This is a genomic window from Pseudomonas sp. WS 5051 (genome assembly GCF_012985715.1).
Lineage (GTDB): Bacteria > Pseudomonadota > Gammaproteobacteria > Pseudomonadales > Pseudomonadaceae > Aquipseudomonas > Aquipseudomonas bubulae.
Genome location: NZ_JAAQWV010000022.1, coordinates 38,888 through 59,063, shown reverse-complemented (window position 1 = coordinate 59,063; position 20,176 = coordinate 38,888). Strand labels below are relative to the sequence as shown.

Sequence of the window (20,176 nt, the reverse complement as noted above, 5' to 3'; positions counted from 1 at the left end):
GGCTTGAACATGTGCGATCCATAACTCGCGCCGCACTGACATTGGTTCCATGTAACTCTCCCGACGAAAAGAGCACAGGATGCCGACCGAGTCGAATGGGTTACAGGTGGTAGGGCTGGACGCTTACTATGGATTTACATGCCGCGCGCCATGATGTTGAGGTGGTCATCCATAACCACCCGCGCTGGGCAGGCGTCTGGTCAGCCGCGGGGCGCATCCCGCCGGTTTACGACCAGACCTCCGTCCTGGTTGATAGCGACCCGGTGCTCTACGACGAATATCGCGGTACCGTCGAGGACACCGTCCTCGGCCGCGCCGTAGTGACGGCACTGGGAGCCCAGAAATGGGCCATGCTCGCCAACCACGGCGTCCTGGTGGTGGCCAATGGCATTCGCCAGGCCCATTTGCGCGCGATCACACTGGAGTGGCGCAGCCGTCTGGCCTGGCATGTCGAGGCACTCGGTGGCGGCGCGCCGCTCCCTGCCCATGTCGCCCTCGCCACTGGAGAGCGCACCGATGCCAACGGTTTCCCGTTTCTGTGGGAAGCCATGGCACGGGAAGAAATCCGCCGCGACCCGACTGTTCTGGAGTAATTAACCCCGCAAATTATGGAATTCAACTCCGCAATGTTTGGAATCCAGGGCCGATTATCCGGGATCAATATCACCGTATATTGACCCGGACTGGCGCCACGCAGCGCCCCACACCGGAGGTCCCTGCCCTATGAGTATGCTGTTTTCTCCATACACCTTGTCGGGAATGGAACTGAACAATCGTGTCGTGATGGCGCCCATGACCCGTGCCCGCGCCTTGAACGATATTCCTGACGAGTTGACGGTTCTTTACTACCGCCAGCGTGCAAGCGCCGGCCTGATCATCAGCGAAGGTGTGCCGGTTTCCATCCAGGGCCGCGGCTATCTGTTCAACCCCGGCCTTTATAATCAGGAACAAGTGGAAGGCTGGAAGCACGTCACCCGGGCCGTGCATGAGGACGGCGGCAAGATCTTCGCCCAGCTCTGGCATGTCGGCCGGGTATCCCACACCACGCTGCAACCGGACGGCGGTGCGCCGGTGTCATCCAGCAACAAGGTGGCGGCCAACTCAATGACCTATGCCTATGACGAGCACGGTCAACCGGGCCCGATCCAGGCCAGCCAGCCGCGCGCGCTGTCGACCGAAGAAGTCGGGACGATCAAAAATGACTTTGTTCAGGCTGCCCGCCGGGCTGTCGAGGCGGGGTTTGACGGGGTCGAAATTCATGGCGCCAACGGCTACCTGTTCGAGCAGTTTATCAATCCGTGTGTAAACGATCGTACCGACCGTTATGGCGGCTCAATCGAAAACCGCATTCGCCTGCTGCTGGAAACCATTGATGCGGTTGCCGACGCCATTGGGCGTGGCAAGGTTGGCGTGCGTATCTCGCCGTTTGGCCGCCTGTTCGACATGGCGCCGTTTGATGACGAAGCCCAGACCTGGGTCGCGGTGGCTCACGCCATTCATCAACGCGACATTGCCTACGTGCACTTGAGCGATCAATTAACCATTGGCGCCGAGCGCATGCCCGAAGGCTTTGCGCAGACTTTTCGCGAGTCGTATCAAGGCACACTGATTGCCGCTGGCGGCTTTGATCGCGAGTCGGCGCAAGCCGCACTGGAATCAGGCGCCCTGGACCTGGTCGCGTTTGGGCGGCCTTTTATTGCCAACCCGGATCTGGTGGAGCGGATGAAAAATAACTGGCCGATTGCAACCCCGGACCGCGCCTCGTTCTACGGCAACAGCGGCGAAAAAGGCTATGTCGATTACCCCTTCCACTCGCCGAACCTGTAACGGTATTCAGCTGCAGCGCTTCACGTCATGGAGCTTGAGGCGCTGCATTCATGAACCCTGGGGGTTGGGCGCGCCCTGATCCGGGCGAAAAATCCCGGCATCGCGTCGGGCCAGTGCCAGCAGTTCATCGACGACCATTCTGATCTTGGGCTGTATGTAGCGCGTGCGTGGCCAGATCACGTGAATAGGCATCTCGGCACCGGCATATTGCTCAAGTACGGGCACCAGCAACCCCTGCTGGATATGCGTCTGCACCAGCCAGGTGGGCAGTTGGGCCAGGCCGCCCCCGGCCAGTGTCATGTCCAGCAACATTTCACCGTCTCCCATCTCATGCTTGACCCGCACGTCGTGCTCGTTGGTGTGCCCCTTTTCATCCACCAGCATCCAGCTTTTGCGAGTGCCGTTGCGCCAGCCGACAATGCAGTCATGCTGCAGGAGATCAGCCGGTGCCTGGGGCGTGCCATGCCTGTGCAGGTATTCGCGGGTTGCGCAAATCAACAGGCTCTGGCTGCCCAGCCTGCGGGCCACTATTTCAGCGTCATCCTTCAATGAACCGATTCGGACCACAAGATCGATACCCTCATTGACGATATCCACCAGCCGCTCACTGAAGCTGATGGAGAGATCGAGCTGCTGGTATCGCACCGCCATATCGATCAAGGTCGGCAAAATATGTCGGCGACCAAAGGCCGCCGGCAGATCGATCCGCAACCGACCGACAGGTTCCTGTTGGCCGGTGGTCAAAAAGCCCTGGGTCTCGGCCAGTTCATCCATTACCCGCAGGCAGCTGGCCAGATAGGCCTCACCCTCGCTGGTGAGGTTCAGGCGCCGGGTGGTGCGATGCAAAAGCTTGACGCCAAGGCGCGCCTCCAGGCGAGTCACGCTCTTGCCAACGGCGGAACTGGTCACGCCAAGCTCCAGGGCTGCCGCTGTAAAGCTCAGTGACTGGGCCGCAGACACAAACTCACGAATACCGTCAAATGGGTTGCCCGTCATTGTGGCGTCCAAGGCTAAAGTTTAAGGATCTGCAGCTGAACAATAGCAAAACCATGCAGTAATAGAGGGGTAAAACCCCGGGGCTTACCTTCTGCACAAACAAAAATGCGCCCTGGATAAAGGCGCATCGCTCATGCTCAATCCTCGGAGCCGGCCCTGGATCAGGCTGCACGCTCAGGCCAGACCACTTCAAGGCGGGTATGGGTGATACGCCACTCGCCATCGATACGCCGGTACGTGTCGGCGTACAGCCCGAGCAACAGCAGCGGGTTCGGATCGGGCTTGGATGCGGTCTCGAAATCAATCAGGTAGCAACGCCCTTGCGCGGTATCGGGCCCGGTCAACTTGATCCAGTGGTTGGCGATCGCATGCAGAAACGGATAACTGCCCTGGTGGTCGCGATCGAAGAGTTTGAAGGCATCATTGAGGCCACTGCGGATGGCATCTATACCCGTCATTTTGCCGACCGTAACCTCCACCACCGCATCTGCCGAGAACACTTCGTCAAGGGCGTCGATAGTGTTGCTGTCCAGGTGATGTGCATAGAGGGTTCTGAGATTGCGAATCTCTTCGCGATCAAGCAACGCTTTGAGTTTGGTATCCATAACCTGTGACCTCTGTAGTGACTGGCTTGCCTGTGAAGGCGCTGGCCTGCTCAGGACAATCAGCTCCTGACCTGTAAAACCTCTACTTTAGTCATGTTCCAGCACAAGATAATCACCCATAAATTCCAAACATTCTGGAATCACAGGATCAAATTCTTTCTCTTTCACTCAACTGGCCGCGTTTTGAAGGGCTCGTTCACCAGCCTGCTCATCGTTAGCAAGCGTCTGGCACAGATCCAGCAACTGGCATTGCAGCAATTTGCCCGCATGGCTCAGACCGTTTTGCCCATACAACGCCAGAAATACCCCCTGGATATCCGGCAGGCCGCTGCCGGCATCAATCACCCTGTGTTCCGGGCTGATCACCCGCAACGGCAACAAGCTGATACCCAGGCCCGCCGCCACGGCGGCGCAGACACTGGCCAGACTTGCGCTGGAGTAGTTGATGCGCCAGCGCCATCCCCCCACTTCAAGGTGATGGAGCATTTCATTGCGGTACAAACCGCCCACCGGAAACGCCACCAGCGGCAAGGGCTCGCGCCCCAGTGCGGGCGCTGAACGGCTGTCGACCCAACACATGGGTTCGGGCCAGCAAGCCAGGCAATCATCGCCCTGCCCCATCTGCTTGACCAATAACAGGTCGAATTCATTCTGGCGATAAAGCCGCATCAGTTCAGGCCCCAACCCGCTGGTGACTTCCAGGCGCACTCCCGGGTGCTCCAGGCCGAACCGCGAAAGGATCGGCATCAAGCGCTCGGCAGCAAAGTCTTCAGGCACGCCGAGGCGCAACACCCCCTCACTGGCCTGGTTGAACAGCACATCGCGGGCTTCCTGATCAAGCGCCAGAATGCGCCGCGCATAGGCCAGCAGGCGCTCACCTTCAGGGGTGGCAATCACCCGGCGCTGTTCGCGGTCGAGCAGCTTGCAGCCAAGGCTGTCCTCCAGACGGCGGATCTGCTGGCTGACCGTCGACTGGGTGAGATGCAGACGCTGCGCCGCCCGGGTGAAATTGGCGCAGTCCACCACCGCGACAAAACTGCGTAACAGTATGGGATCAAGCATCCGCCTCACCATTCACATTGCCACTTAAAGGCATGGCTATATTTAATTTCAGAATACCTGCTGCGCTGACCATACTGGCTTTTCACGGGATGTAAAAGAGGGCTCAACCATGGGCAGCCTGACACGCAAATGCGGCCTGCTGACGGTCGCGCTGTTGATAATGGGAGCGGTGATGGCAAGCGACAAGACACTCCTCAATGCCGTCAGCGACGGCGAACTGGACAGGGTCCAGCAACTGATCAGTGAAGGCACGGACCTCAACGTACAGGCGCTGGATGGCAGCAGCGCGCTGCTGCTGGCAACCCGATCGAACCAGATCGAAATCGCCCGGGCCTTGATCCAGGCTGGGGCCGACGTCAACCAGAAGAACCTGATGCGTGACAGCCCCTATCTGTTGGCAGGCGCCAGTGGGCGTAACGAAATCCTGCAAATGACCCTGGCTCACGGTGCCGATCTGCAGAGTACCAACCGCTATGGCGGCACCGCCCTGATCCCGGCATGCGAACGCGGACATGTTGAAACGGTACGCCTGCTGATCGCAGCAGGGGTTGATCTGAACCATGTCAATCGCCTGGGCTGGACCTGCCTGATGGAAGCCATCGTGCTCTCCGACGGCGGCCCGGCGCATCAGCAGATCATCACCCAGCTGATCAATGCCGGTGCCGACCTGAACCTGCCGGACAGCGACGGCCACACCCCCCTGCAACAAGCGCAGCAGCGCGGCCAGGGCGTAACCGCACAATTGCTGCGTGATGCCGGCGCGCACTGAATCAAACCCTGGAGTTGTTATGCATAGCGATGAGTTTTACCTGCAACGCGCCGTGGTCCTGGCCGCCAGCAACGTTGCCGGCGGTGGCCGGCCTTTTGCTGCGCTACTGGTCAAAGACGACCAGGTGATCGTTGAGGCCGTCAACACCCTCCATATCAGCCAGGATCCGACTGCACACGCAGAACTCTTGGCCATACGGGCTGCCAGCCAGCAACTGGGCCCGCGCCTGGAGGGTTGCGTGATCTATGCCAGTGGCCAGCCTTGCCCCATGTGCCTGAGTGCCATGCACCTGTGTGGCGTAACCCGAGTGGTGTATGCCGCCAGCAACCCGCAGGGGGAACCCTTCGGGCTGTCTACGGCAGCGATTTATCAGCAACTGGCGCTGCCGTTGAGCGAACAGACACTGGCGATACAACACATACCCCAACCGGCCATGGTCGAGATCTATAGTGACTGGAAAGCCTGCCATGAGCCTGGATAAACACCCTGCGCGGGTGTGCGCCAATTGGGCATTGCTGGTGGTGCTGGGGCTTAACCTGCGTCCGCTGCTCAGCTCCATCAGCCCGCTGTTGCTTGAGATACGTCATGACACGGGCATGAGCTTCCAGAGCAGTGCCTGGCTGACCAGCCTGTCAGTGATCTGCATGGGTCTGGTGGCCTTGCTCGGCGTACGCCTGCAGGCAGGCCTGGGTGAGCGCCGTGGCGTGGCCCTGGGCTTGTCGATGATCCTGGGCGCCTGCCTGTGGCGCTTGTCTGCCGATCAGGCAGAAACCCTGATGGCCACGGCCTTGTTGGGCGGTGCCGGGGTTGCGCTGATCCAGGTGCTGGTTCCGGCGCTGATCAAGCGCCAGTTTGCGCAGCGGGTTGCGCTGGCTTTAGGGGTGTACTCCGCCTCCCTTATGGCCGGCGGCGGCCTGGCTGCACTCGTCAGCCCGCTGGTGGCCGGCCATTTTGGCCATTGGCAGGCCGGACTGGGGATTTGGCTTGCGCCTGCTCTGGTCGCACTGGTGCTGTGGGGCTTATTGCCCTTTGCCAGCGGTGCCCGAACGGCGGGCGAGCCAGCCATGCGCCCGTGGCGCAACCGGCGCGCATGGTTACTGGCGCTGTACTTCGGCCTCGTCAACTGTGGCTATATGAGCATGGTGGCGTGGTTGCCCGCCTACTATTTGCAGATGGGCTGGAGTGCAGCACAAAGCGGCTCGCTTCTGGCGTTCATGACCATTTTTCAGGTACTGGCTGCGCTGGTGATGCCTGCGCTGGCCCACCGCAGCACGGACAGGCGCCCGCTCTTGGCGGTCAGCCTGGGAGCGCAGGCACTGGGCTATAGCGGACTGGTCATGTGGCCGCTGGAATCGCCGTATGTGTGGGTGGCCTTGATTGGTTTTGGCCTGGGTGCCTGTTTCGCCCTGAGCCTGATCCTGACCCTGGACCATTGCCGCAAACCCAGCGAAGCCGCTCAGCTTGCAGGGTTCGTGCAAGGCGCGGGATTTCTTGTCAATGCGGTATCGCCATGGCTGACGGGCTGGCTTCGCGAACTCACGGGGAGTTTTGTTACTGCCTGGTGGGTTCTGGTTGTGGCGGTTGTTGCAATGCTGCTACTGACGCGGATTTTCAGCCCGCAGAGCAATGCCCGGGCAGTGTTTGCCGCTGGCGAGGCCGAGCCGCTTGCGGTGCCTTGACTGAGCATGGGTGTGAAGCATGGTGCTGCTTGCCCCCGGCCAGATGTGCGTTACATTCCCGGTAACGCACATCCCGCAGATCAGAAACGATAGGTGATCGAAGTACCAAAACCGCTCGCGCTGTTTTTGTAGGTAGAGCTGTACGCGCCCTTGGAAGCCGAACTGTCGTTGACCTTGGTACTGTCTTCCCACAGGTAGGAGTACGCCAGGTCGATCGTCATGTTACTCACCGGCGTCCAGCCAGCGCCGAAGCTGATGGCGGTACGGTCACCGGTGGGGATACGCGGCGAACGGTTGCTGTTGTTGGTCGGCGACTCATCGACTGACAAGCCCGTGCGCAACACCCATTGCGGATTCAACTGATACGCGACGCCAATGGCGTGGGCCCAGGTGTCGTGCCAGTTCTGCTCCTCGGTAATGGTGCTCAACGAGCCGCCAAGACGCGGGCTGACATCACTGTTCTGAGCGGTAATATCCTTGAGGCGGCTCCAGCGGGTCCAGGTGCTCCCCGCATACAGGGTCCAGTCATCATTGAGCTGGTGAGTGACCGAGAAGTCCACGGACTCCGGCGTGTCCAGGTCCAGCTTGGCATCGTAGCTCTGGCCGCTCAGGCCCAGCAGGCTGAAGGTACCGCCAGTGACCTTGGTAGTGCCCTTGAGGTTGTAACTGACCTTGGAGTGATACGTCAGGCCCACACGGGTGCTGTCAGTGGCCTGTACCAGGATGCCGGCGTTGAAACCGATGGCCGTGTCATCGCCGCTGATCTTCACCTTGCCGTCGTTACTGCCCGGGGTAAGGGCATTTGGCACTTGTGAAGTCAGTTCACCGTCAATGCGGTTGATGGTCGGACCAAACCCGATCGACACCTTGTCATTGAAGGCATAGCTGACCGTAGGCTGGAACGTCATGACTTGAATCTTGCTTTTATTGGCGAAGTAGCGGCCGGCGAAACCACTGCCATAGTCCGTAATCAAACCAAACGGCACATAGAAACCGACACCGAAAGCCCAGTGTTCATCAATCGGCTTGACGTAATAACCCATTGGCACCGCAGTCAACGGCACCATATCGCCGTCTTCCTTGCCGCCAAAGGTACTGCGGGTATGGCTGATATCGGTTTTCGCCACGAGCAAGGCAGCACCTGCACTCACCTGCTCCTGTTTCAGGCGCGCCATGCCGGCAGGGTTGCCGTAAACGGTACTGGCATCATCCGCGGAGGACGATCGACCGGCGAAACCGGTGCCCATACCGCTGATACTTTGTTCATTGATTGCAAGACCGCTGGCAAGTAGCTGAGACGACGCAAGTGCAACGGCAAGACCGAGGGTGGTCTTGAAGAATAGTTTTTTCATTATTAGAGGTCCAGTGATCAACGGGGCGCAAACTACCAATATTCCTGATCCGTTGCCAGAGCCTGTTATATAGAAATCAATTGCCTTGTAGGACAATATAACAAGAGCGCGCCGTTATTCAGCGGGCGAATACCCGCTGATGGGCAGAGCTGATCAACTGATTGATTTCGCTAACATATTAAAGCGCTAAAGATCATTAAACATGATGCACTAAACATGAAATCGCAATCTGCTGTCCGGGAGCTGATGGCGCCGGACTTGAGTGAAGTGGATCGCTGGCGGGGCAAGTGCGCTTTTCTTGAAAGAGCTGCGAACTTTAAATAAACCCATATTCAACGTCTCAATCAAACAGGCCAGGGAATAGCAAACGGTTGGGCATTTAATAGATCAATACGCTGTGTCGGGCGCACATCATTTTCAGCCCGCGGCTTCAGAAGAGCGACTCAGCATCCCCGAATAAAACGCCAGAAACGAAAAAAGGACCCGAAGGTCCTTTGTTCTGCCCTTGCGAATCCGATTGAATTCACTGGGCCATGTTTGGAGCGGGAAACGAGACTCGAACTCGCGACCCCGACCTTGGCAAGGTCGTGCTCTACCAACTGAGCTATTCCCGCTTGGTGATGCGCATTCTATAGAAATCTAATAACGCGTCAAGCCTTTGTTTTAAAAAGTTTTATTTATTTTACCGAGGTGGTCTTCAGATGCGGCCAGGCAGCCCGCAAATACTGGAGCATCGACCACAGGGTCAAGCCGGCAGCTACCAACAGCAACCCGTACCCTACCAATACCCAGAAGCTGAAGTCCGACGGATTGGCCAGCAGTATGACCAGAGCGAGCATTTGCGCTGCGGTTTTCCATTTGCCCATGTTCGAGACCGCTACCTGGGCCCGTGCCCCCAGCTCCGCCATCCACTCGCGCAACGCGGAGATGACGATCTCACGGCCAATAATCACCGCCGCCGGCAAGGTCAGCCACACGTTGTGATGCTCTTGCACCAGCAACACCAAAGCCACAGCCACCATCAACTTGTCGGCCACCGGATCCAGAAAGGCACCAAAAGGCGTGCTCTGCTCCAGCCGGCGGGCCAGGTAGCCGTCAAGCCAGTCGGTCGCCGCCGCAAAGGCGAAGACTGAGCTGGCGGCTGCATAACTCCAGCTGTAAGGCAGGTAAAACAACAAAATGAAGAAAGGAATAAGTAGAACGCGTAGTACGGTGATCAAATTAGGGATATTCATCGGCACAACTGGCTACGAGGTGAGGTGGCATTCTACTCGCTGTGCAGGTTTGCATAAATCAACTCAGCGAGCTTTTTACTGATCCCGGGTGCTTTGGCGATCTCCTCGATGCTTGCACGAGATAGCTCCTGTAAGCCACCAAAATGTTTCAATAAATCTCGGCGGCGGGTCGGCCCTACCCCTGCAATGCCTTCCAGCGTTGAGGTTCGACGGGTTTTTCCGCGTCGCGCCCGGTGCCCGGTAATTGCAAAGCGGTGGGCCTCGTCACGGATTTGCTGGATCAGATGCAAGGCCGGCGAGTCACCCTTGAGGGTGAATTCATGGGCCGCATCATTCAGGTAAAGCGTTTCAAAACCGGCCTTGCGCGTCGTACCTTTGGCCACGCCAAGCAAAATCAGGTCGGGTACTGCCAATTCATTCAGCACATCACGGGCCATCGACATCTGCCCCTTGCCACCGTCGACCAGAAGAATGTCCGGCAGTTTGCCCTCTCCCTCCTTGAGTCGACTGAAGCGCCGCATCAGTGCCTGGTGCATGGCGGCATAGTCGTCGCCTGGCGTGACACCTTCAATGTTAAAGCGCCGGTAGTCGGACTTGATCGGCCCCTCGGGGCCAAACACCACGCAGGACGCCACAGTGGCCTCGCCGCTGGAGTGGCTGATGTCATAGCACTCCAGGCGCTGCGGAATCTCGTCGAGTTTCAATACCTGGGCCAAGGCTTCAAAACGCGCCGCCACATGCAGGCGATTGGTCAGGCGGGCCATCAGCGCTTGCTCGGCATTGGTGACCGCCAACTGCTGCCAGCGCGCCCGGGTGCCGCGCACACGATAGCTGATCGCCAGCTCTCGGCCACGCAGCTCGGCGATTGCATCGATAATCGCGCCGAAGCTCTCATGCTCCACGTTGACGATCAACTCGCTGGGCAGGTCGCGCTCGGGACTGCTGATGTAGTACTGGCCAAGAAAGGCCGCCATGACTTCGGCGACATCTTCCTCAATACCTACCTGAGGGAAAAAATTCTTGCTGCCCAGCACACGCCCGCCGCGCACGTTGATCAGGTGCACACAGGCGCCGCCCGGGTTGACGAAAGCGGCAATCACGTCCACGTCGCCGTTACCGCCCTCCATGCTTTGCTGGTCCTGAACCCGGCGCAGCAAGGAAATCTGGTCACGCACCTCAGCGGCACGCTCGAAGTCCAGCGTGCTGGCAGCCTGTTCCATGGCTGCGTTCAACTCATCGGTCAGGGCACTGCTACGCCCTTCAAGGAACATGATCGAATGGCGTACGTCCTCGGCATATTCCTGCGGGTCAACAAGGCCGACGCAAGGCGCCTTGCAACGCTTGATCTGGTACTGCAAGCAAGGTCGCGTTCTGTTTTTGAAGTAGCTGTCGTCGCACTGACGCACCAGAAAAGTCTTCTGCAGGATACTCAGACTTTCACGGATGGCGCCGGCGCTGGGGTAAGGCCCGAAATACTTGCCTTTCAGTTTTTTGGCACCGCGGTGAATACTCAGCCGCGGGTATTGACCATCCGACAAAAACACATAAGGGTAGGACTTGTCGTCGCGCAACAGGATGTTGTACGGCGGACGCCACTCTTTGATAAGCGTCTGCTCAAGCAACAGCGCTTCGGTTTCGTTGGCGGTGATAGTGGTTTCAATTTGCGCGATACGCGCAACCAGTGCAGCCGTCTTGGGCGCCAGGCCGGTTTTGCGAAAATAGCTGGCCAGGCGTTTTTTCAGGTGCTTGGCCTTGCCCACATAGAGAAGCCGCGCATCACTGTCGAACATGCGATACACGCCGGGTCGACCACTACAGGTCGAAAGAAATGCACTTGCATCAAACACGTCTGTCATCTCTAACCAGCATCAACCATGCCGTGACGAACGGCCAGCAAGGCCAGCTCAACATCGCTCTTGACCGAGAGCTTCTCGTAAATACGGTAGCGATATGTGTTTACCGTCTTGGGCGACAAACAAAGCTTGTCAGAAATAACCTGAACCTTCTGACAGCCAACAATCATCAGGGTGATCTGGATTTCGCGCTCGGACAAGGCATCGAAGGGAGAGTCGCTGGCAGGCTGAAAAGATTTGAGCGCCAGCTGTTGTGCCACTTGCGGACTGATATAGCGCTGGCCTGCGAACACCTGGCGAATTGCCTGAACCATTTCAGCCAGACCGGCACCTTTGGTCATGTAACCCGCCGCGCCTGCTTGCAGCAAGCGCGTAGGAAAAGGGTCTTCTTCACACACGGTCACAGCGACAACCTTGATATCCGGGTGGCTGCGCATCATCTTGCGAGTAGCCTCAAGACCACCAATGCCAGGCATTTTGACATCCATCAGAACCACATCCGGCTTCAATTCACGAGCCTTGAGCAACGACTCTTCGCCGGACTCGGCCTGACCGACCACCTGCAGACCTTCGATATCGGCCAGCATTCGTGTGATCCCTGTACGCACAAGATCGTGGTCATCGACCACTAGAACCCGAATCAAGTCGACACCTCGCAAATTGGTCTTGGTTGATTGCCGACACCTTAGCAAAAACTAAAGCACCAACCTATCGACTTGCGTCAACTATCCCTGCCAAAGCATTAAATCCTTTTAAACATTCATTCCTTGACGGGATCTACCTCCTTAGGATCACGGCGTTCCTTTGCCGCTTGAGGTGCCGATAACTCTGCCAGGGTAGTGGTGAGGCGGCGAATGGCGTCCTGATCCTCCTTGTGCAGCACCCTGTAACTGATCAGCACCTTCTCTTCAAGATGACTCAAATTATCGAGCAGGGTCGGGGTTGGACTGCCGGTCAACACGTAAAGCACGTCAACACCCCGGGCAGCAACGCGCGACAAGTAATCTGCCTTGGGTGCGCGGTCACCATTTTCATATTTGCCCTGGGCATTAGCCTCGACACCACCGATTTCGCCAAAAGTTTTTTGCGACAAACCTAGCCGCTCTCGCTCCTGCCGCAAGCGCAAACCAATTCCACTCATTTGGATGTAGGATCCCATTTTAAACACCCACAAGGATGGTATAATCGATAAATATTAAACAACTTTGAACGGTTTTGAACTATGACCGGAATTCGTACCGCTGCACAAGCCAAGGCATGGCTGGAACACCAGGGAAAGTCCGTTCAAGAGTTCGCTCGGGAACATGGCATAGACCCGGCTACCACTTATCAAGTGCTCGCCGGGCGCAAAAAGGGGAAACGTGGTGAAGCCCACAAGGTGGCGGTTCTTCTGGGCATGAAGGACGGGATCATTCCGTCCCAGGGCACGCATCTGACAGAAGCTAAGGATGATGAGTTAGCTTGAGTATGCGCCTAATCGGGCGGCAGGCCCGATTTAGTGTTTATACTGGCTCAGAGGCCCGATTACAGGGCTCTGCGCCCTGCCCCGGCATTGCACACGTGCAGGCCAATAGTGATCGTGGGAGTTCCAGATAGTATTTTCTTATTGAATCTGCCCGTTCGCCTCGCGTAAGCTGCAAACCATCAATCGGAGACCACCCATGTTGCATCACGCCACCACCGCCATCTGCATGACCATACGCCAATCGCGTCTGGCTGCTGCTGTGTGCGCGAACAACATGCACTCCACAGCACGATTTTATTTTGGGTATTGGTTTAGCCACTGGCGCGCCTGATACCCACACGGCGCCCACTACTTAGGGGTCGCCTGACAGAGAATTCTCACCCCCGGTCGGCTTCCCGACCGGGGGTTTTGTTTTTTTGGCCCCTGACATTTTCTTGAATTGAGGATTTACCCCATGAACTACGCCACTTATTACCGTTTCGACCTTTGCACTGCATGGCGATTTATCAGCCGCCGTTCGGGACAGCCTGCCGCCTCCGAACGGACCCACATTGGTGGCACGCACGTACTTACAGCCAGTCTGGCCAATTGTCGAACACCCCACTAGGGCTGAGCGCGCGGGACAACCCGCCGCCTGCCCAGGAAGCCCGAACCATGAACGCATCCGTATCCGCCCTGCCAACCGTACACGCTGTATCTGCCCCCGTGACGACCCGTCGCCTGCCCACGGCAGCACAACTCAAACAGCAACTGCCCCTCAGCGATGCCCTGCGCGTCCAGATCAGCAGCCAGCGCCAGGCCATTCGCGCCATCCTTGACGGTGAAGACTCCCGTTTACTGGTGGTGGTCGGCCCCTGCTCCATCCACGATCCCGTCGCCGCCCTGGAATACGCCAGCAACCTGGCTGCCCTCGCCCATGATGTGCGCGACGACATGCTGCTGGTAATGCGTGCTTACATTGAAAAACCGCGCACCACCGTGGGCTGGAAAGGCCTGGCCTACGACCCGCACCTGGACGGCAGCGATGACATGGCCCACGGCCTGACCCTTTCGCGCGAATTGATGCTGGAGATGCTGCGCATGGGCCTGCCGGTCGCCACCGAGCTATTGCAACCCATCGCCGCCGGCTACTTCGACGACTTGCTGGGCTGGGTAGCTATTGGCGCCCGCACCACGGAATCGCAAATCCACCGCGAAATGGCCAGCGGGCTTGATTTGCCGGTGGGCTTCAAGAACGGCACCGACGGCGGCGTGGCCATTGCCTGCGACGCCATGCGTTCCGCCGCCCACAGCCATCGTCACTTCGGCATCGACAGCCAGGGCCACCCGGCAATCGTCGAGACCCGTGGCAATCCCGACACCCATCTGGTGTTGCGCGGCGGCCACAGCGGTCCCAACTACGACCGCGCCAACGTCGCCAAGGCTCGTGCAGGGCTTGAGAAGTCCGCCATCCCGGCCCGCATGATGGTCGATTGCAGCCACGCCAACAGTGGCAAAGACCCGCTGCGCCAGCCGCAAGTCTTCAATGATGTGCTTGAACAACGTCTTGCCGGCGATCACTCGCTGATCGGCATGATGCTCGAAAGCCATCTGTTCGAAGGCTGCCAGTCCCTGGGTGCAAACATGCGCTACGGGGTCTCGGTGACCGATGGCTGCCTGGGCTGGGACGCGACCGAGCAACTGCTGCGTAACGCCGCACATCAGTTGCAAACACAGCGCCACACCGCCAAGGCCATCGCCTGACAGACGCGTTCGGCTAACCACAGCGCAACCCGGGACAATGCCTACGGTTGCGCGAAGCCGGTATCGACTAAGGTGTTTTTATGATTCAAAAACACCTGGAAAATAGCCCATGGACGACTCAGCCAATACCAAGTATCCGATATTACTGGTACACGGCCTCTTCGGTTTCGGCCGCATAGGCCCATTCAACTACTTCAAAGGCATCAAGCAAGCGCTCGGCGGATCGGGCGCCCGGGTTTTCGTACCGATCATCTCGGCCGCCAACAACAACGAGACCCGGGGCGAGCAGCTGCTTGAATACATACGCGGGGTTTGCTCGCGCACCGGGGCAACACGGGTCAACCTGATCGGCCACAGCCAGGGTGCCCTGACAGCCCGCTATGCGGCAGCCGTGGCCCCCCTTCTGATCGCCTCCGTCACCTCCGTCAGCGGACCGAATCATGGCTCCGAAGCAGCGGACCGCTTGCGCCAGGCCTTCGTGCCCGGATCGCTCCCCGAAACCGTCGCCGCCGCCCTGACCACCTCGTTTTCCAGTTTCCTGTCCGCGATCACCGGCCACCGGCAATTACCGCAACACGCCCTTGAAGCCCTCAACGCGCTGACCACCGAAGGCGTTGCCGCCTTCAACCTGAAATACCCCCAGGGCCTGCCCGCCACATGGGGCGGCATGGGCCCCGAGCAGGTCAATGACGTTCTTTATTACTCATGGAGCGGCATCATCAAGGGCTCACGGTTGTCGGAGTCGCTAAATCTGCTCGACCCTCTACACAATGCCTGCCGCATCTTTGGCAGTTTCTTTACCCGCGAGAGCAAACAGAACGACGGGCTGGTCGGACGTTTCAGCTCGCATCTGGGCCATGTGATCGGCTCGGACTATGCAATGGACCACTTGGACACCATCAATCACCTGGCCAGAATGAACCGCACACGCATTGACCCTGTCGCCCATTACCTCGATCACGCCAGACGACTAAAGGCAGCGGGAGCATAAGCCCACCGGCAAACCCGCAACGAAATATAGCTAAGCGCACTTTTTGCCGAGAAAAACCCTACTGAATCCGGTAGGCTCGGCACTTTCTTGAAAGGAGTACACCCTCATGGCCAAAGCCACTGCCCGTCATATCCTGGTTGCCACCGAAGACAAGTGCAACGAACTGAAAGCCCAAATCGAAGGCGGCGCTGATTTCGCCGAAGTTGCCAAGGCCAATTCTTCTTGCCCATCCAGCCGTCAGGGCGGCGATCTGGGCTCTTTCGGCCCGGGCCAAATGGTTAAAGAATTCGACACTGTCGTGTTCAGCGCGCCAATCAACGTGGTGCAAGGCCCGGTTAAAACCCAGTTTGGCTACCACCTGCTGGAAGTCACCAGCCGCCAGGACTGATCCTCTGCGCGCTGCGTGAAGACGGCCCGCCTTTTGGCGGGTCGTTTCGTTTGGGCAACGGCAAATCCCCGTGCTACGTTTCCTCATTCACGAATCCGTCGTGACGCATCCGAGGAATTGATCATGAGCCTTACAGGTAAAACTGCATTGGTTACCGGCTCCACCAGCGGCATCGGCCTGGGTATCGCATTGAGCCTGGCCAAGGCCGGAGCCAACCTGATCCTCAACGGTTTTGGCGATCCGGCCAAAGTGATTGCCGAAGTCGAACAGTTCGGCGTCAGGGTAGGTCACCACCCCGCAGATGTCAGCGACCCGGCGCAGATCGCCGACATGATCGATTATGCCGAACGCGAATTCGGCGGCATCGACATCCTGGTCAACAATGCAGGCATTCAGCATGTAGCCAGCGTCGAAGAGTTCCCGGTAGAGCGCTGGGATTCGATCATCGCCATTAACCTGTCCAGCGTGTTCCACAGCACCCGCCTCACCCTGCCCGGCATGCGCAAGCGCGGCTGGGGGCGCATCGTCAATATTGCCTCGGTTCATGGCCTGGTGGGCTCGGTCGGCAAGGCCGCCTATGTCGCCGCCAAGCACGGGGTAATCGGCCTGAGCAAAGTGGTGGGCCTGGAAACCGCCACCAGCAATATCACCTGCAACGCCATTTGCCCGGGCTGGGTGCTGACGCCGCTGGTGCAAAAACAGATTGATCAGCGCATCAGCCAGGGCATTGACCCCTATCAGGCGCAGCACGACCTGTTGGCCGAAAAACAACCTTCGCTGGAATTCGTCACCCCGCCGCAACTGGGCGAGCTGGTGCTGTTTTTATGCAGTGAGGCTGGCAGTCAGGTACGGGGCGCGGCATGGAATGTCGATGGTGGCTGGCTGGCGCAATAAGATCGCGCATTGCTGCACGCCCAATATGCAAAAATGCACAGCAACCCTGCACTTATCAGGGTTGTAATGGGCAAATTTGCACTGTTAGCATCGGTTATCGTTCACCCGTGAACCCCCTTAAAAATAATATAAAGCAGGGAGTTAGTGATGACTGCTCAGGTTTCCTCCTCACCGACACCGGATATCGCGCAGCTGCAAAGCACCGTTCTGGCCGAGGTCCGCAACCATATTGGCCACCTGACCTTGAACCGCCCAGGCGGACTCAATGCCATCAATCTTGAAATGGTCCGCAGCCTCCAGCAGCAACTCGATGCCTGGGTCGAAGACCCGCAAGTCAAGGCCGTGGTACTGCGTGGCGCGGGCGAAAAAGCCTTCTGCGCGGGCGGAGATATACGCTCGCTGTACGACAGCTATCAAAACAACGACACCCTGCATACCCTGTTCTTTGAAGAGGAATATGCCCTCGACCTGACCCTGCACCGCTACCCCAAACCCGTTGTGGCCTTGATGGACGGCTTCGTTCTCGGCGGCGGCATGGGCCTGGTGCAAGGCGCGGATCTGCGCCTGGTTACCGAGCGCAGCAAATTGGCGATGCCGGAAGTGGGCATCGGTTATTTTCCTGACGTTGGCGGTAGCTACTTCCTGACCCGAACGCCAGGTCAGTTGGGCACTTACCTGGGCGTCAGCGGGGTCCAAATCCGCGCTGCCGATGCCTTGTACTGCGGGCTTGCTGACGGCTATCTGGAAAGCACCGCACTGCCTGAACTGGACAAGGGCCTCGACAGCCTCAACTGGCAAAAATCCCCTATCGATGACCTGACCGCGCTGGTAGCCCGATTCGCGGTAACCGTATTGCCCGACCCACCGCTGGCCAGGTTGCGCCCGCTGATTGACAGCGTTTTCGCCCAGGTCGACATGCCACGGATTATCGCCCATCTGCGCGCTGTCATAGCCCCGGAAACCCGCGACTGGGCCAATGAAACCGCCGACCTGTTGCAAACCCGCTCGCCGCTGGCGATGGCCGTGACCCTAGAAATGCTGCGCCGTGGCCGAGCGCTGCCCCTTGAGCAATGCTTCGCCCTGGAACTGCACCTGGATCGCCAGTGGTTTGATCGCGGCGACCTGATGGAAGGCGTGCGTGCATTGATTATCGACAAGGACAAGAAACCGCAGTGGAACCCGCCCAGCCTGGATGCACTGGATCCAGCCCATGTCGCCAGTTTCTTCACCGCATTCAACGCCAAGGGAGCCTGAGCCATGCAAGACATCGAACTGAGCGAAGAACAAGTGATGATCCGCGACATGGCTCGCGACTTTGCCCGGCGTGAAATCGCTCCCCATGCCCAGGCCTGGGAAAAAGCCGGCTGGATCGACGACGCGCTGGTGGCCAAGCTTGGCGAACTGGGGTTGCTGGGCATGGTGGTGCCGGAGGAATGGGGTGGCACTTATGTCGATTACGTCGCCTACGCCCTGGCCGTGGAGGAAATCTCAGCGGGCGATGCCGCTACCGGCGCCCTGATGAGCATCCACAATTCGGTGGGCTGCGGGCCGATACTGAAATACGGCAGCGAGGCACAAAAACAGACCTGGCTGGCGGAGCTGGCCAGCGGCCAGACCATCGCCTGCTTCTGTCTGACCGAACCCCAGGCCGGCTCCGAAGCCCATAACCTGCGCACCCGCGCCGAGTTGCGTGACGGTCAATGGGTGATTACCGGTGCCAAGCAGTTTGTCAGCAATGGCAAGCGCGCCAAACTGGCCATTGTCTTTGCGGTAACCGACCCTGATCTGGGCAAAAAAGGCATTTCGGCGTTTTTGGTACCCACCGCCACCCCCGGTTTTATTGTCGACCGCACCGAACACAAAATGGGCATCCGCGCCTCGGACACCTGCGCGGTAACCCTCAACAGCTGCAGCGTGCCTGAAGCCAATATGCTCGGCGAGCGCGGCAAGGGGCTGGCCATTGCCCTGGCCAACCTGGAAGGCGGGCGAATCGGCATTGGCGCCCAGGCATTGGGCATCGCCCGTGCGGCCTTCGAGGCAGCACTGGGTTACGCCCGTGACCGGGTGCAATTTGACAAGGCGATCATTGAGCACCAGAGCGTGGCCAATATGCTCGCCGACATGCAGACCCGCATCAATGCGGCACGCCTGCTGATCCTGCATGCGGCGCGCCTGCGCAGCGCGGGCAAGCCCTGTCTGTCAGAAGCTTCGCAAGCCAAACTGTTTGCTTCGGAAATGGCCGAGTATGTGTGCTCCAAAGCCATCCAGATCCACGGTGGCTATGGCTACCTTGAAGACTATCCGGTGGAGCGCTACTACCGCGATGCGCGGATTACCCAGATTTATGAAGGGTCGAGCGAGATTCAGCGCATGGTGATTGCGCGGGAGCTGAAGAATTATCTGCTTTAGAAACTGATTCACAACCAGTGGGAGCGGGCTTGCTCGCGATGCAGGCGGCTCGGTGCTTCTCACACACCGAGTTGAGGCTATCGCGAGCAAGCCCGCTCCCACATAGAGGCATGTGCAGTTATTGGTTCTTGAACTGCGCCTCGCGTTTTTCAACAAACGCCGCCATGCCTTCTTTCTGATCCTGTGTGGCGAACAAGGCGTGGAATACCCGACGCTCGAAACGCACACCTTCAGCCAGGTTCACCTCAAAGGCACGGTTGACGCATTCCTTGGTCTGCATCAGCACCGGCAGGGACTTTTTGGCAATGGTGGCCGCTACCTTCAGCGCTTCGTCGAGCAATTCATCCACCGGCACCACACGGGCCACCAACCCCGAACGTTCCGCCTCTTCTGCGCCTATCAAACGCCCGCTCAGGCACATTTCCATGGCCTTGGCCTTGCCCACCGCACGGGTAAGGCGCTGTGTGCCGCCCATGCCCGGCAACACCCCCAGGTTGATTTCAGGCTGGCCGAATTTGGCGTTGTCCCCGGCCAGAATAAAGTCACACATCATTGCCAGTTCACAACCGCCACCCAGGGCAAAACCCGCGACTGCAGCAATAATCGGCTTGCGCCTGGCCGCCACACGGTCGCTGTCGGAAAACAGGTCATCAAGATAAATTTGCGGGTAGCTCAGGTCGGCCATCTCCTTGATGTCCGCACCGGCAGCAAAGGATTTCTTCGAGCCGGTGATAACGATACAGCCAATCCCGTTATCGGCTTCCAGGCTGTCCAGCGCGTGGTTTACTTCGCGGATCAATTGCGCATTCAGAGCATTCAGCGCCTGGGGGCGGTTCAGGGTAATCAGGCCCACTTGCCCATGGATGTCCAACAGAATGGTTTCGTAGCTCATCGCTAATGTCCTCGAT

At 58.6% G+C, this 20,176-nt stretch carries 21 protein-coding genes and 1 tRNA gene; 12 read left to right on the top strand and 10 right to left on the bottom strand.

What is annotated here, in order from left to right; all coding sequences use genetic code 11:
• Nucleotides 1–128: 128 nt before the first annotated feature.
• Nucleotides 129–593 (top strand): class II aldolase/adducin family protein, encoded by a 465-nt coding sequence (locus HBN79_RS22595; RefSeq protein ID WP_262372761.1) that lies wholly within the window; start codon nucleotides 129–131, stop codon nucleotides 591–593.
• Nucleotides 594–723: 130 nt separating this feature from the next.
• A complete protein-coding gene (locus tag HBN79_RS22590) occupies nucleotides 724–1,827 on the top strand; it encodes an alkene reductase (RefSeq protein WP_169917225.1) in 1,104 nt (367 codons plus the stop codon).
• A gap of 48 nt (nucleotides 1,828–1,875) precedes the next feature.
• On the opposite strand, the gene HBN79_RS22585 is transcribed toward HBN79_RS22590, so the two are convergent.
• The 3 genes from HBN79_RS22585 to HBN79_RS22575 all read right to left on the bottom strand — a co-directional run bounded on the left by HBN79_RS22585 (nucleotide 1,876) and on the right by HBN79_RS22575 (nucleotide 4,490).
• Nucleotides 1,876–2,823 (bottom strand): LysR family transcriptional regulator, encoded by a 948-nt coding sequence (locus HBN79_RS22585; protein ID WP_169917224.1) that lies wholly within the window; start codon nucleotides 2,821–2,823, stop codon nucleotides 1,876–1,878.
• 161 nt (nucleotides 2,824–2,984) lie between these two features.
• Entirely contained in the window at nucleotides 2,985–3,428 is a 444-nt protein-coding gene (locus HBN79_RS22580; RefSeq protein WP_095000034.1) for a nuclear transport factor 2 family protein, read from the bottom strand.
• Nucleotides 3,429–3,596: 168 nt separating this feature from the next.
• Nucleotides 3,597–4,490: a LysR substrate-binding domain-containing protein gene (locus HBN79_RS22575; RefSeq protein ID WP_095032364.1), complete on the bottom strand. Its 894-nt coding sequence runs from the start codon at nucleotides 4,488–4,490 to the stop codon at nucleotides 3,597–3,599.
• A gap of 109 nt (nucleotides 4,491–4,599) precedes the next feature.
• Between HBN79_RS22575 and HBN79_RS22570 the strand changes: the two genes are divergently transcribed.
• From HBN79_RS22570 to HBN79_RS22560, 3 genes are read left to right on the top strand one after another with little or no spacing between them, the layout of a single operon-like run.
• Entirely contained in the window at nucleotides 4,600–5,259 is a 660-nt protein-coding gene (locus HBN79_RS22570; RefSeq protein WP_095000032.1) for an ankyrin repeat domain-containing protein, read from the top strand.
• Nucleotides 5,260–5,278: 19 nt separating this feature from the next.
• Nucleotides 5,279–5,740 (top strand): nucleoside deaminase, encoded by a 462-nt coding sequence (locus HBN79_RS22565; protein WP_150628492.1) that lies wholly within the window; start codon nucleotides 5,279–5,281, stop codon nucleotides 5,738–5,740.
• A complete protein-coding gene (locus tag HBN79_RS22560; RefSeq protein WP_169917223.1) occupies nucleotides 5,727–6,938 on the top strand; it encodes a CynX/NimT family MFS transporter in 1,212 nt (403 codons plus the stop codon). The genes HBN79_RS22565 and HBN79_RS22560 overlap by 14 nt, the downstream gene beginning before the upstream one ends.
• 80 nt (nucleotides 6,939–7,018) lie before the next feature.
• On the opposite strand, the gene HBN79_RS22555 is transcribed toward HBN79_RS22560, so the two are convergent.
• The 6 genes from HBN79_RS22555 to HBN79_RS22530 all read right to left on the bottom strand — a co-directional run bounded on the left by HBN79_RS22555 (nucleotide 7,019) and on the right by HBN79_RS22530 (nucleotide 12,519).
• Complete coding sequence (locus HBN79_RS22555; RefSeq protein WP_095018457.1) at nucleotides 7,019–8,290, bottom strand: outer membrane protein transport protein; 1,272 nt, start codon at nucleotides 8,288–8,290, stop codon at nucleotides 7,019–7,021.
• A 538-nt stretch (nucleotides 8,291–8,828) separates the two neighbouring features.
• Nucleotides 8,829–8,904, bottom strand: a tRNA-Gly gene (locus tag HBN79_RS22550).
• A gap of 63 nt (nucleotides 8,905–8,967) precedes the next feature.
• Nucleotides 8,968–9,525 (bottom strand): CDP-diacylglycerol--glycerol-3-phosphate 3-phosphatidyltransferase, encoded by a 558-nt coding sequence (gene pgsA, locus HBN79_RS22545; protein WP_016781234.1) that lies wholly within the window; start codon nucleotides 9,523–9,525, stop codon nucleotides 8,968–8,970.
• 32 nt (nucleotides 9,526–9,557) lie between these two features.
• The gene (uvrC, locus tag HBN79_RS22540; protein WP_095000028.1) at nucleotides 9,558–11,381 is read right to left on the bottom strand and encodes an excinuclease ABC subunit UvrC; all 1,824 of its coding nucleotides are present in this window, start codon (nucleotides 11,379–11,381) and stop codon (nucleotides 9,558–9,560) included.
• Between the two features lie 2 nt (nucleotides 11,382–11,383).
• A complete protein-coding gene (gene uvrY, locus HBN79_RS22535) occupies nucleotides 11,384–12,022 on the bottom strand; it encodes a UvrY/SirA/GacA family response regulator transcription factor (protein ID WP_095000027.1) in 639 nt (212 codons plus the stop codon).
• 116 nt (nucleotides 12,023–12,138) lie between these two features.
• Nucleotides 12,139–12,519, bottom strand: a complete 381-nt coding sequence (locus HBN79_RS22530) for a helix-turn-helix transcriptional regulator (protein ID WP_095000026.1) — start codon at nucleotides 12,517–12,519, stop codon at nucleotides 12,139–12,141.
• An 81-nt stretch (nucleotides 12,520–12,600) separates the two neighbouring features.
• Between HBN79_RS22530 and HBN79_RS22525 the strand changes: the two genes are divergently transcribed.
• From HBN79_RS22525 to HBN79_RS22495, 7 genes are all read left to right on the top strand, one after another.
• Nucleotides 12,601–12,843 (top strand): DNA-binding protein, encoded by a 243-nt coding sequence (locus HBN79_RS22525; protein WP_095018455.1) that lies wholly within the window; start codon nucleotides 12,601–12,603, stop codon nucleotides 12,841–12,843.
• Between the two features lie 654 nt (nucleotides 12,844–13,497).
• Nucleotides 13,498–14,586 (top strand): 3-deoxy-7-phosphoheptulonate synthase, encoded by a 1,089-nt coding sequence (locus HBN79_RS22520; protein WP_095000025.1) that lies wholly within the window; start codon nucleotides 13,498–13,500, stop codon nucleotides 14,584–14,586.
• A gap of 109 nt (nucleotides 14,587–14,695) precedes the next feature.
• Nucleotides 14,696–15,577 (top strand): triacylglycerol lipase, encoded by an 882-nt coding sequence (locus HBN79_RS22515; protein ID WP_095000024.1) that lies wholly within the window; start codon nucleotides 14,696–14,698, stop codon nucleotides 15,575–15,577.
• Nucleotides 15,578–15,683: 106 nt separating this feature from the next.
• Complete coding sequence (locus tag HBN79_RS22510) at nucleotides 15,684–15,965, top strand: peptidylprolyl isomerase (protein ID WP_016781241.1); 282 nt, start codon at nucleotides 15,684–15,686, stop codon at nucleotides 15,963–15,965.
• A gap of 123 nt (nucleotides 15,966–16,088) precedes the next feature.
• Nucleotides 16,089–16,859, top strand: a complete 771-nt coding sequence (locus HBN79_RS22505; RefSeq protein WP_186348372.1) for a 3-hydroxybutyrate dehydrogenase — start codon at nucleotides 16,089–16,091, stop codon at nucleotides 16,857–16,859.
• A 147-nt stretch (nucleotides 16,860–17,006) separates the two neighbouring features.
• Entirely contained in the window at nucleotides 17,007–18,113 is a 1,107-nt protein-coding gene (locus HBN79_RS22500; RefSeq protein WP_095000023.1) for an enoyl-CoA hydratase/isomerase family protein, read from the top strand.
• Nucleotides 18,114–18,116: 3 nt separating this feature from the next.
• Nucleotides 18,117–19,268, top strand: coding sequence for an acyl-CoA dehydrogenase family protein (locus tag HBN79_RS22495; RefSeq protein ID WP_095000022.1), 1,152 nt, complete (start codon nucleotides 18,117–18,119; stop codon nucleotides 19,266–19,268).
• A 118-nt stretch (nucleotides 19,269–19,386) separates the two neighbouring features.
• Here the strand turns inward: HBN79_RS22495 and HBN79_RS22490 are convergent, their stop codons facing one another.
• Nucleotides 19,387–20,160, bottom strand: coding sequence for an enoyl-CoA hydratase (locus tag HBN79_RS22490; protein WP_095026169.1), 774 nt, complete (start codon nucleotides 20,158–20,160; stop codon nucleotides 19,387–19,389).
• Nucleotides 20,161–20,176: the final 16 nt, after the last annotated feature.

Bases quoted from the DNA above. Each gene is read 5' to 3' on its own strand.
- HBN79_RS22595 (WP_262372761.1), top strand. From the start codon at position 129: ATGGATTTACATGCCGCGCGCCATGATGTTGAGGTGGTCATCCATAAC.
- HBN79_RS22590 (WP_169917225.1), top strand. From the start codon at position 724: ATGAGTATGCTGTTTTCTCCATACACCTTGTCGGGAATGGAACTGAAC.
- HBN79_RS22585 (WP_169917224.1), bottom strand. From the start codon at position 2,823: ATGACGGGCAACCCATTTGACGGTATTCGTGAGTTTGTGTCTGCGGCC.
- HBN79_RS22580 (WP_095000034.1), bottom strand. From the start codon at position 3,428: ATGGATACCAAACTCAAAGCGTTGCTTGATCGCGAAGAGATTCGCAAT.
- HBN79_RS22575 (WP_095032364.1), bottom strand. From the start codon at position 4,490: ATGCTTGATCCCATACTGTTACGCAGTTTTGTCGCGGTGGTGGACTGC.
- HBN79_RS22570 (WP_095000032.1), top strand. From the start codon at position 4,600: ATGGGCAGCCTGACACGCAAATGCGGCCTGCTGACGGTCGCGCTGTTG.
- HBN79_RS22565 (WP_150628492.1), top strand. From the start codon at position 5,279: ATGCATAGCGATGAGTTTTACCTGCAACGCGCCGTGGTCCTGGCCGCC.
- HBN79_RS22560 (WP_169917223.1), top strand. From the start codon at position 5,727: ATGAGCCTGGATAAACACCCTGCGCGGGTGTGCGCCAATTGGGCATTG.
- HBN79_RS22555 (WP_095018457.1), bottom strand. From the start codon at position 8,290: ATGAAAAAACTATTCTTCAAGACCACCCTCGGTCTTGCCGTTGCACTT.
- pgsA (WP_016781234.1), bottom strand. From the start codon at position 9,525: ATGAATATCCCTAATTTGATCACCGTACTACGCGTTCTACTTATTCCT.
- uvrC (WP_095000028.1), bottom strand. From the start codon at position 11,381: ATGACAGACGTGTTTGATGCAAGTGCATTTCTTTCGACCTGTAGTGGT.
- HBN79_RS22530 (WP_095000026.1), bottom strand. From the start codon at position 12,519: ATGAGTGGAATTGGTTTGCGCTTGCGGCAGGAGCGAGAGCGGCTAGGT.
- HBN79_RS22525 (WP_095018455.1), top strand. From the start codon at position 12,601: ATGACCGGAATTCGTACCGCTGCACAAGCCAAGGCATGGCTGGAACAC.
- HBN79_RS22520 (WP_095000025.1), top strand. From the start codon at position 13,498: ATGAACGCATCCGTATCCGCCCTGCCAACCGTACACGCTGTATCTGCC.
- HBN79_RS22515 (WP_095000024.1), top strand. From the start codon at position 14,696: ATGGACGACTCAGCCAATACCAAGTATCCGATATTACTGGTACACGGC.
- HBN79_RS22510 (WP_016781241.1), top strand. From the start codon at position 15,684: ATGGCCAAAGCCACTGCCCGTCATATCCTGGTTGCCACCGAAGACAAG.
- HBN79_RS22505 (WP_186348372.1), top strand. From the start codon at position 16,089: ATGAGCCTTACAGGTAAAACTGCATTGGTTACCGGCTCCACCAGCGGC.
- HBN79_RS22500 (WP_095000023.1), top strand. From the start codon at position 17,007: ATGACTGCTCAGGTTTCCTCCTCACCGACACCGGATATCGCGCAGCTG.
- HBN79_RS22495 (WP_095000022.1), top strand. From the start codon at position 18,117: ATGCAAGACATCGAACTGAGCGAAGAACAAGTGATGATCCGCGACATG.
- HBN79_RS22490 (WP_095026169.1), bottom strand. From the start codon at position 20,160: ATGAGCTACGAAACCATTCTGTTGGACATCCATGGGCAAGTGGGCCTG.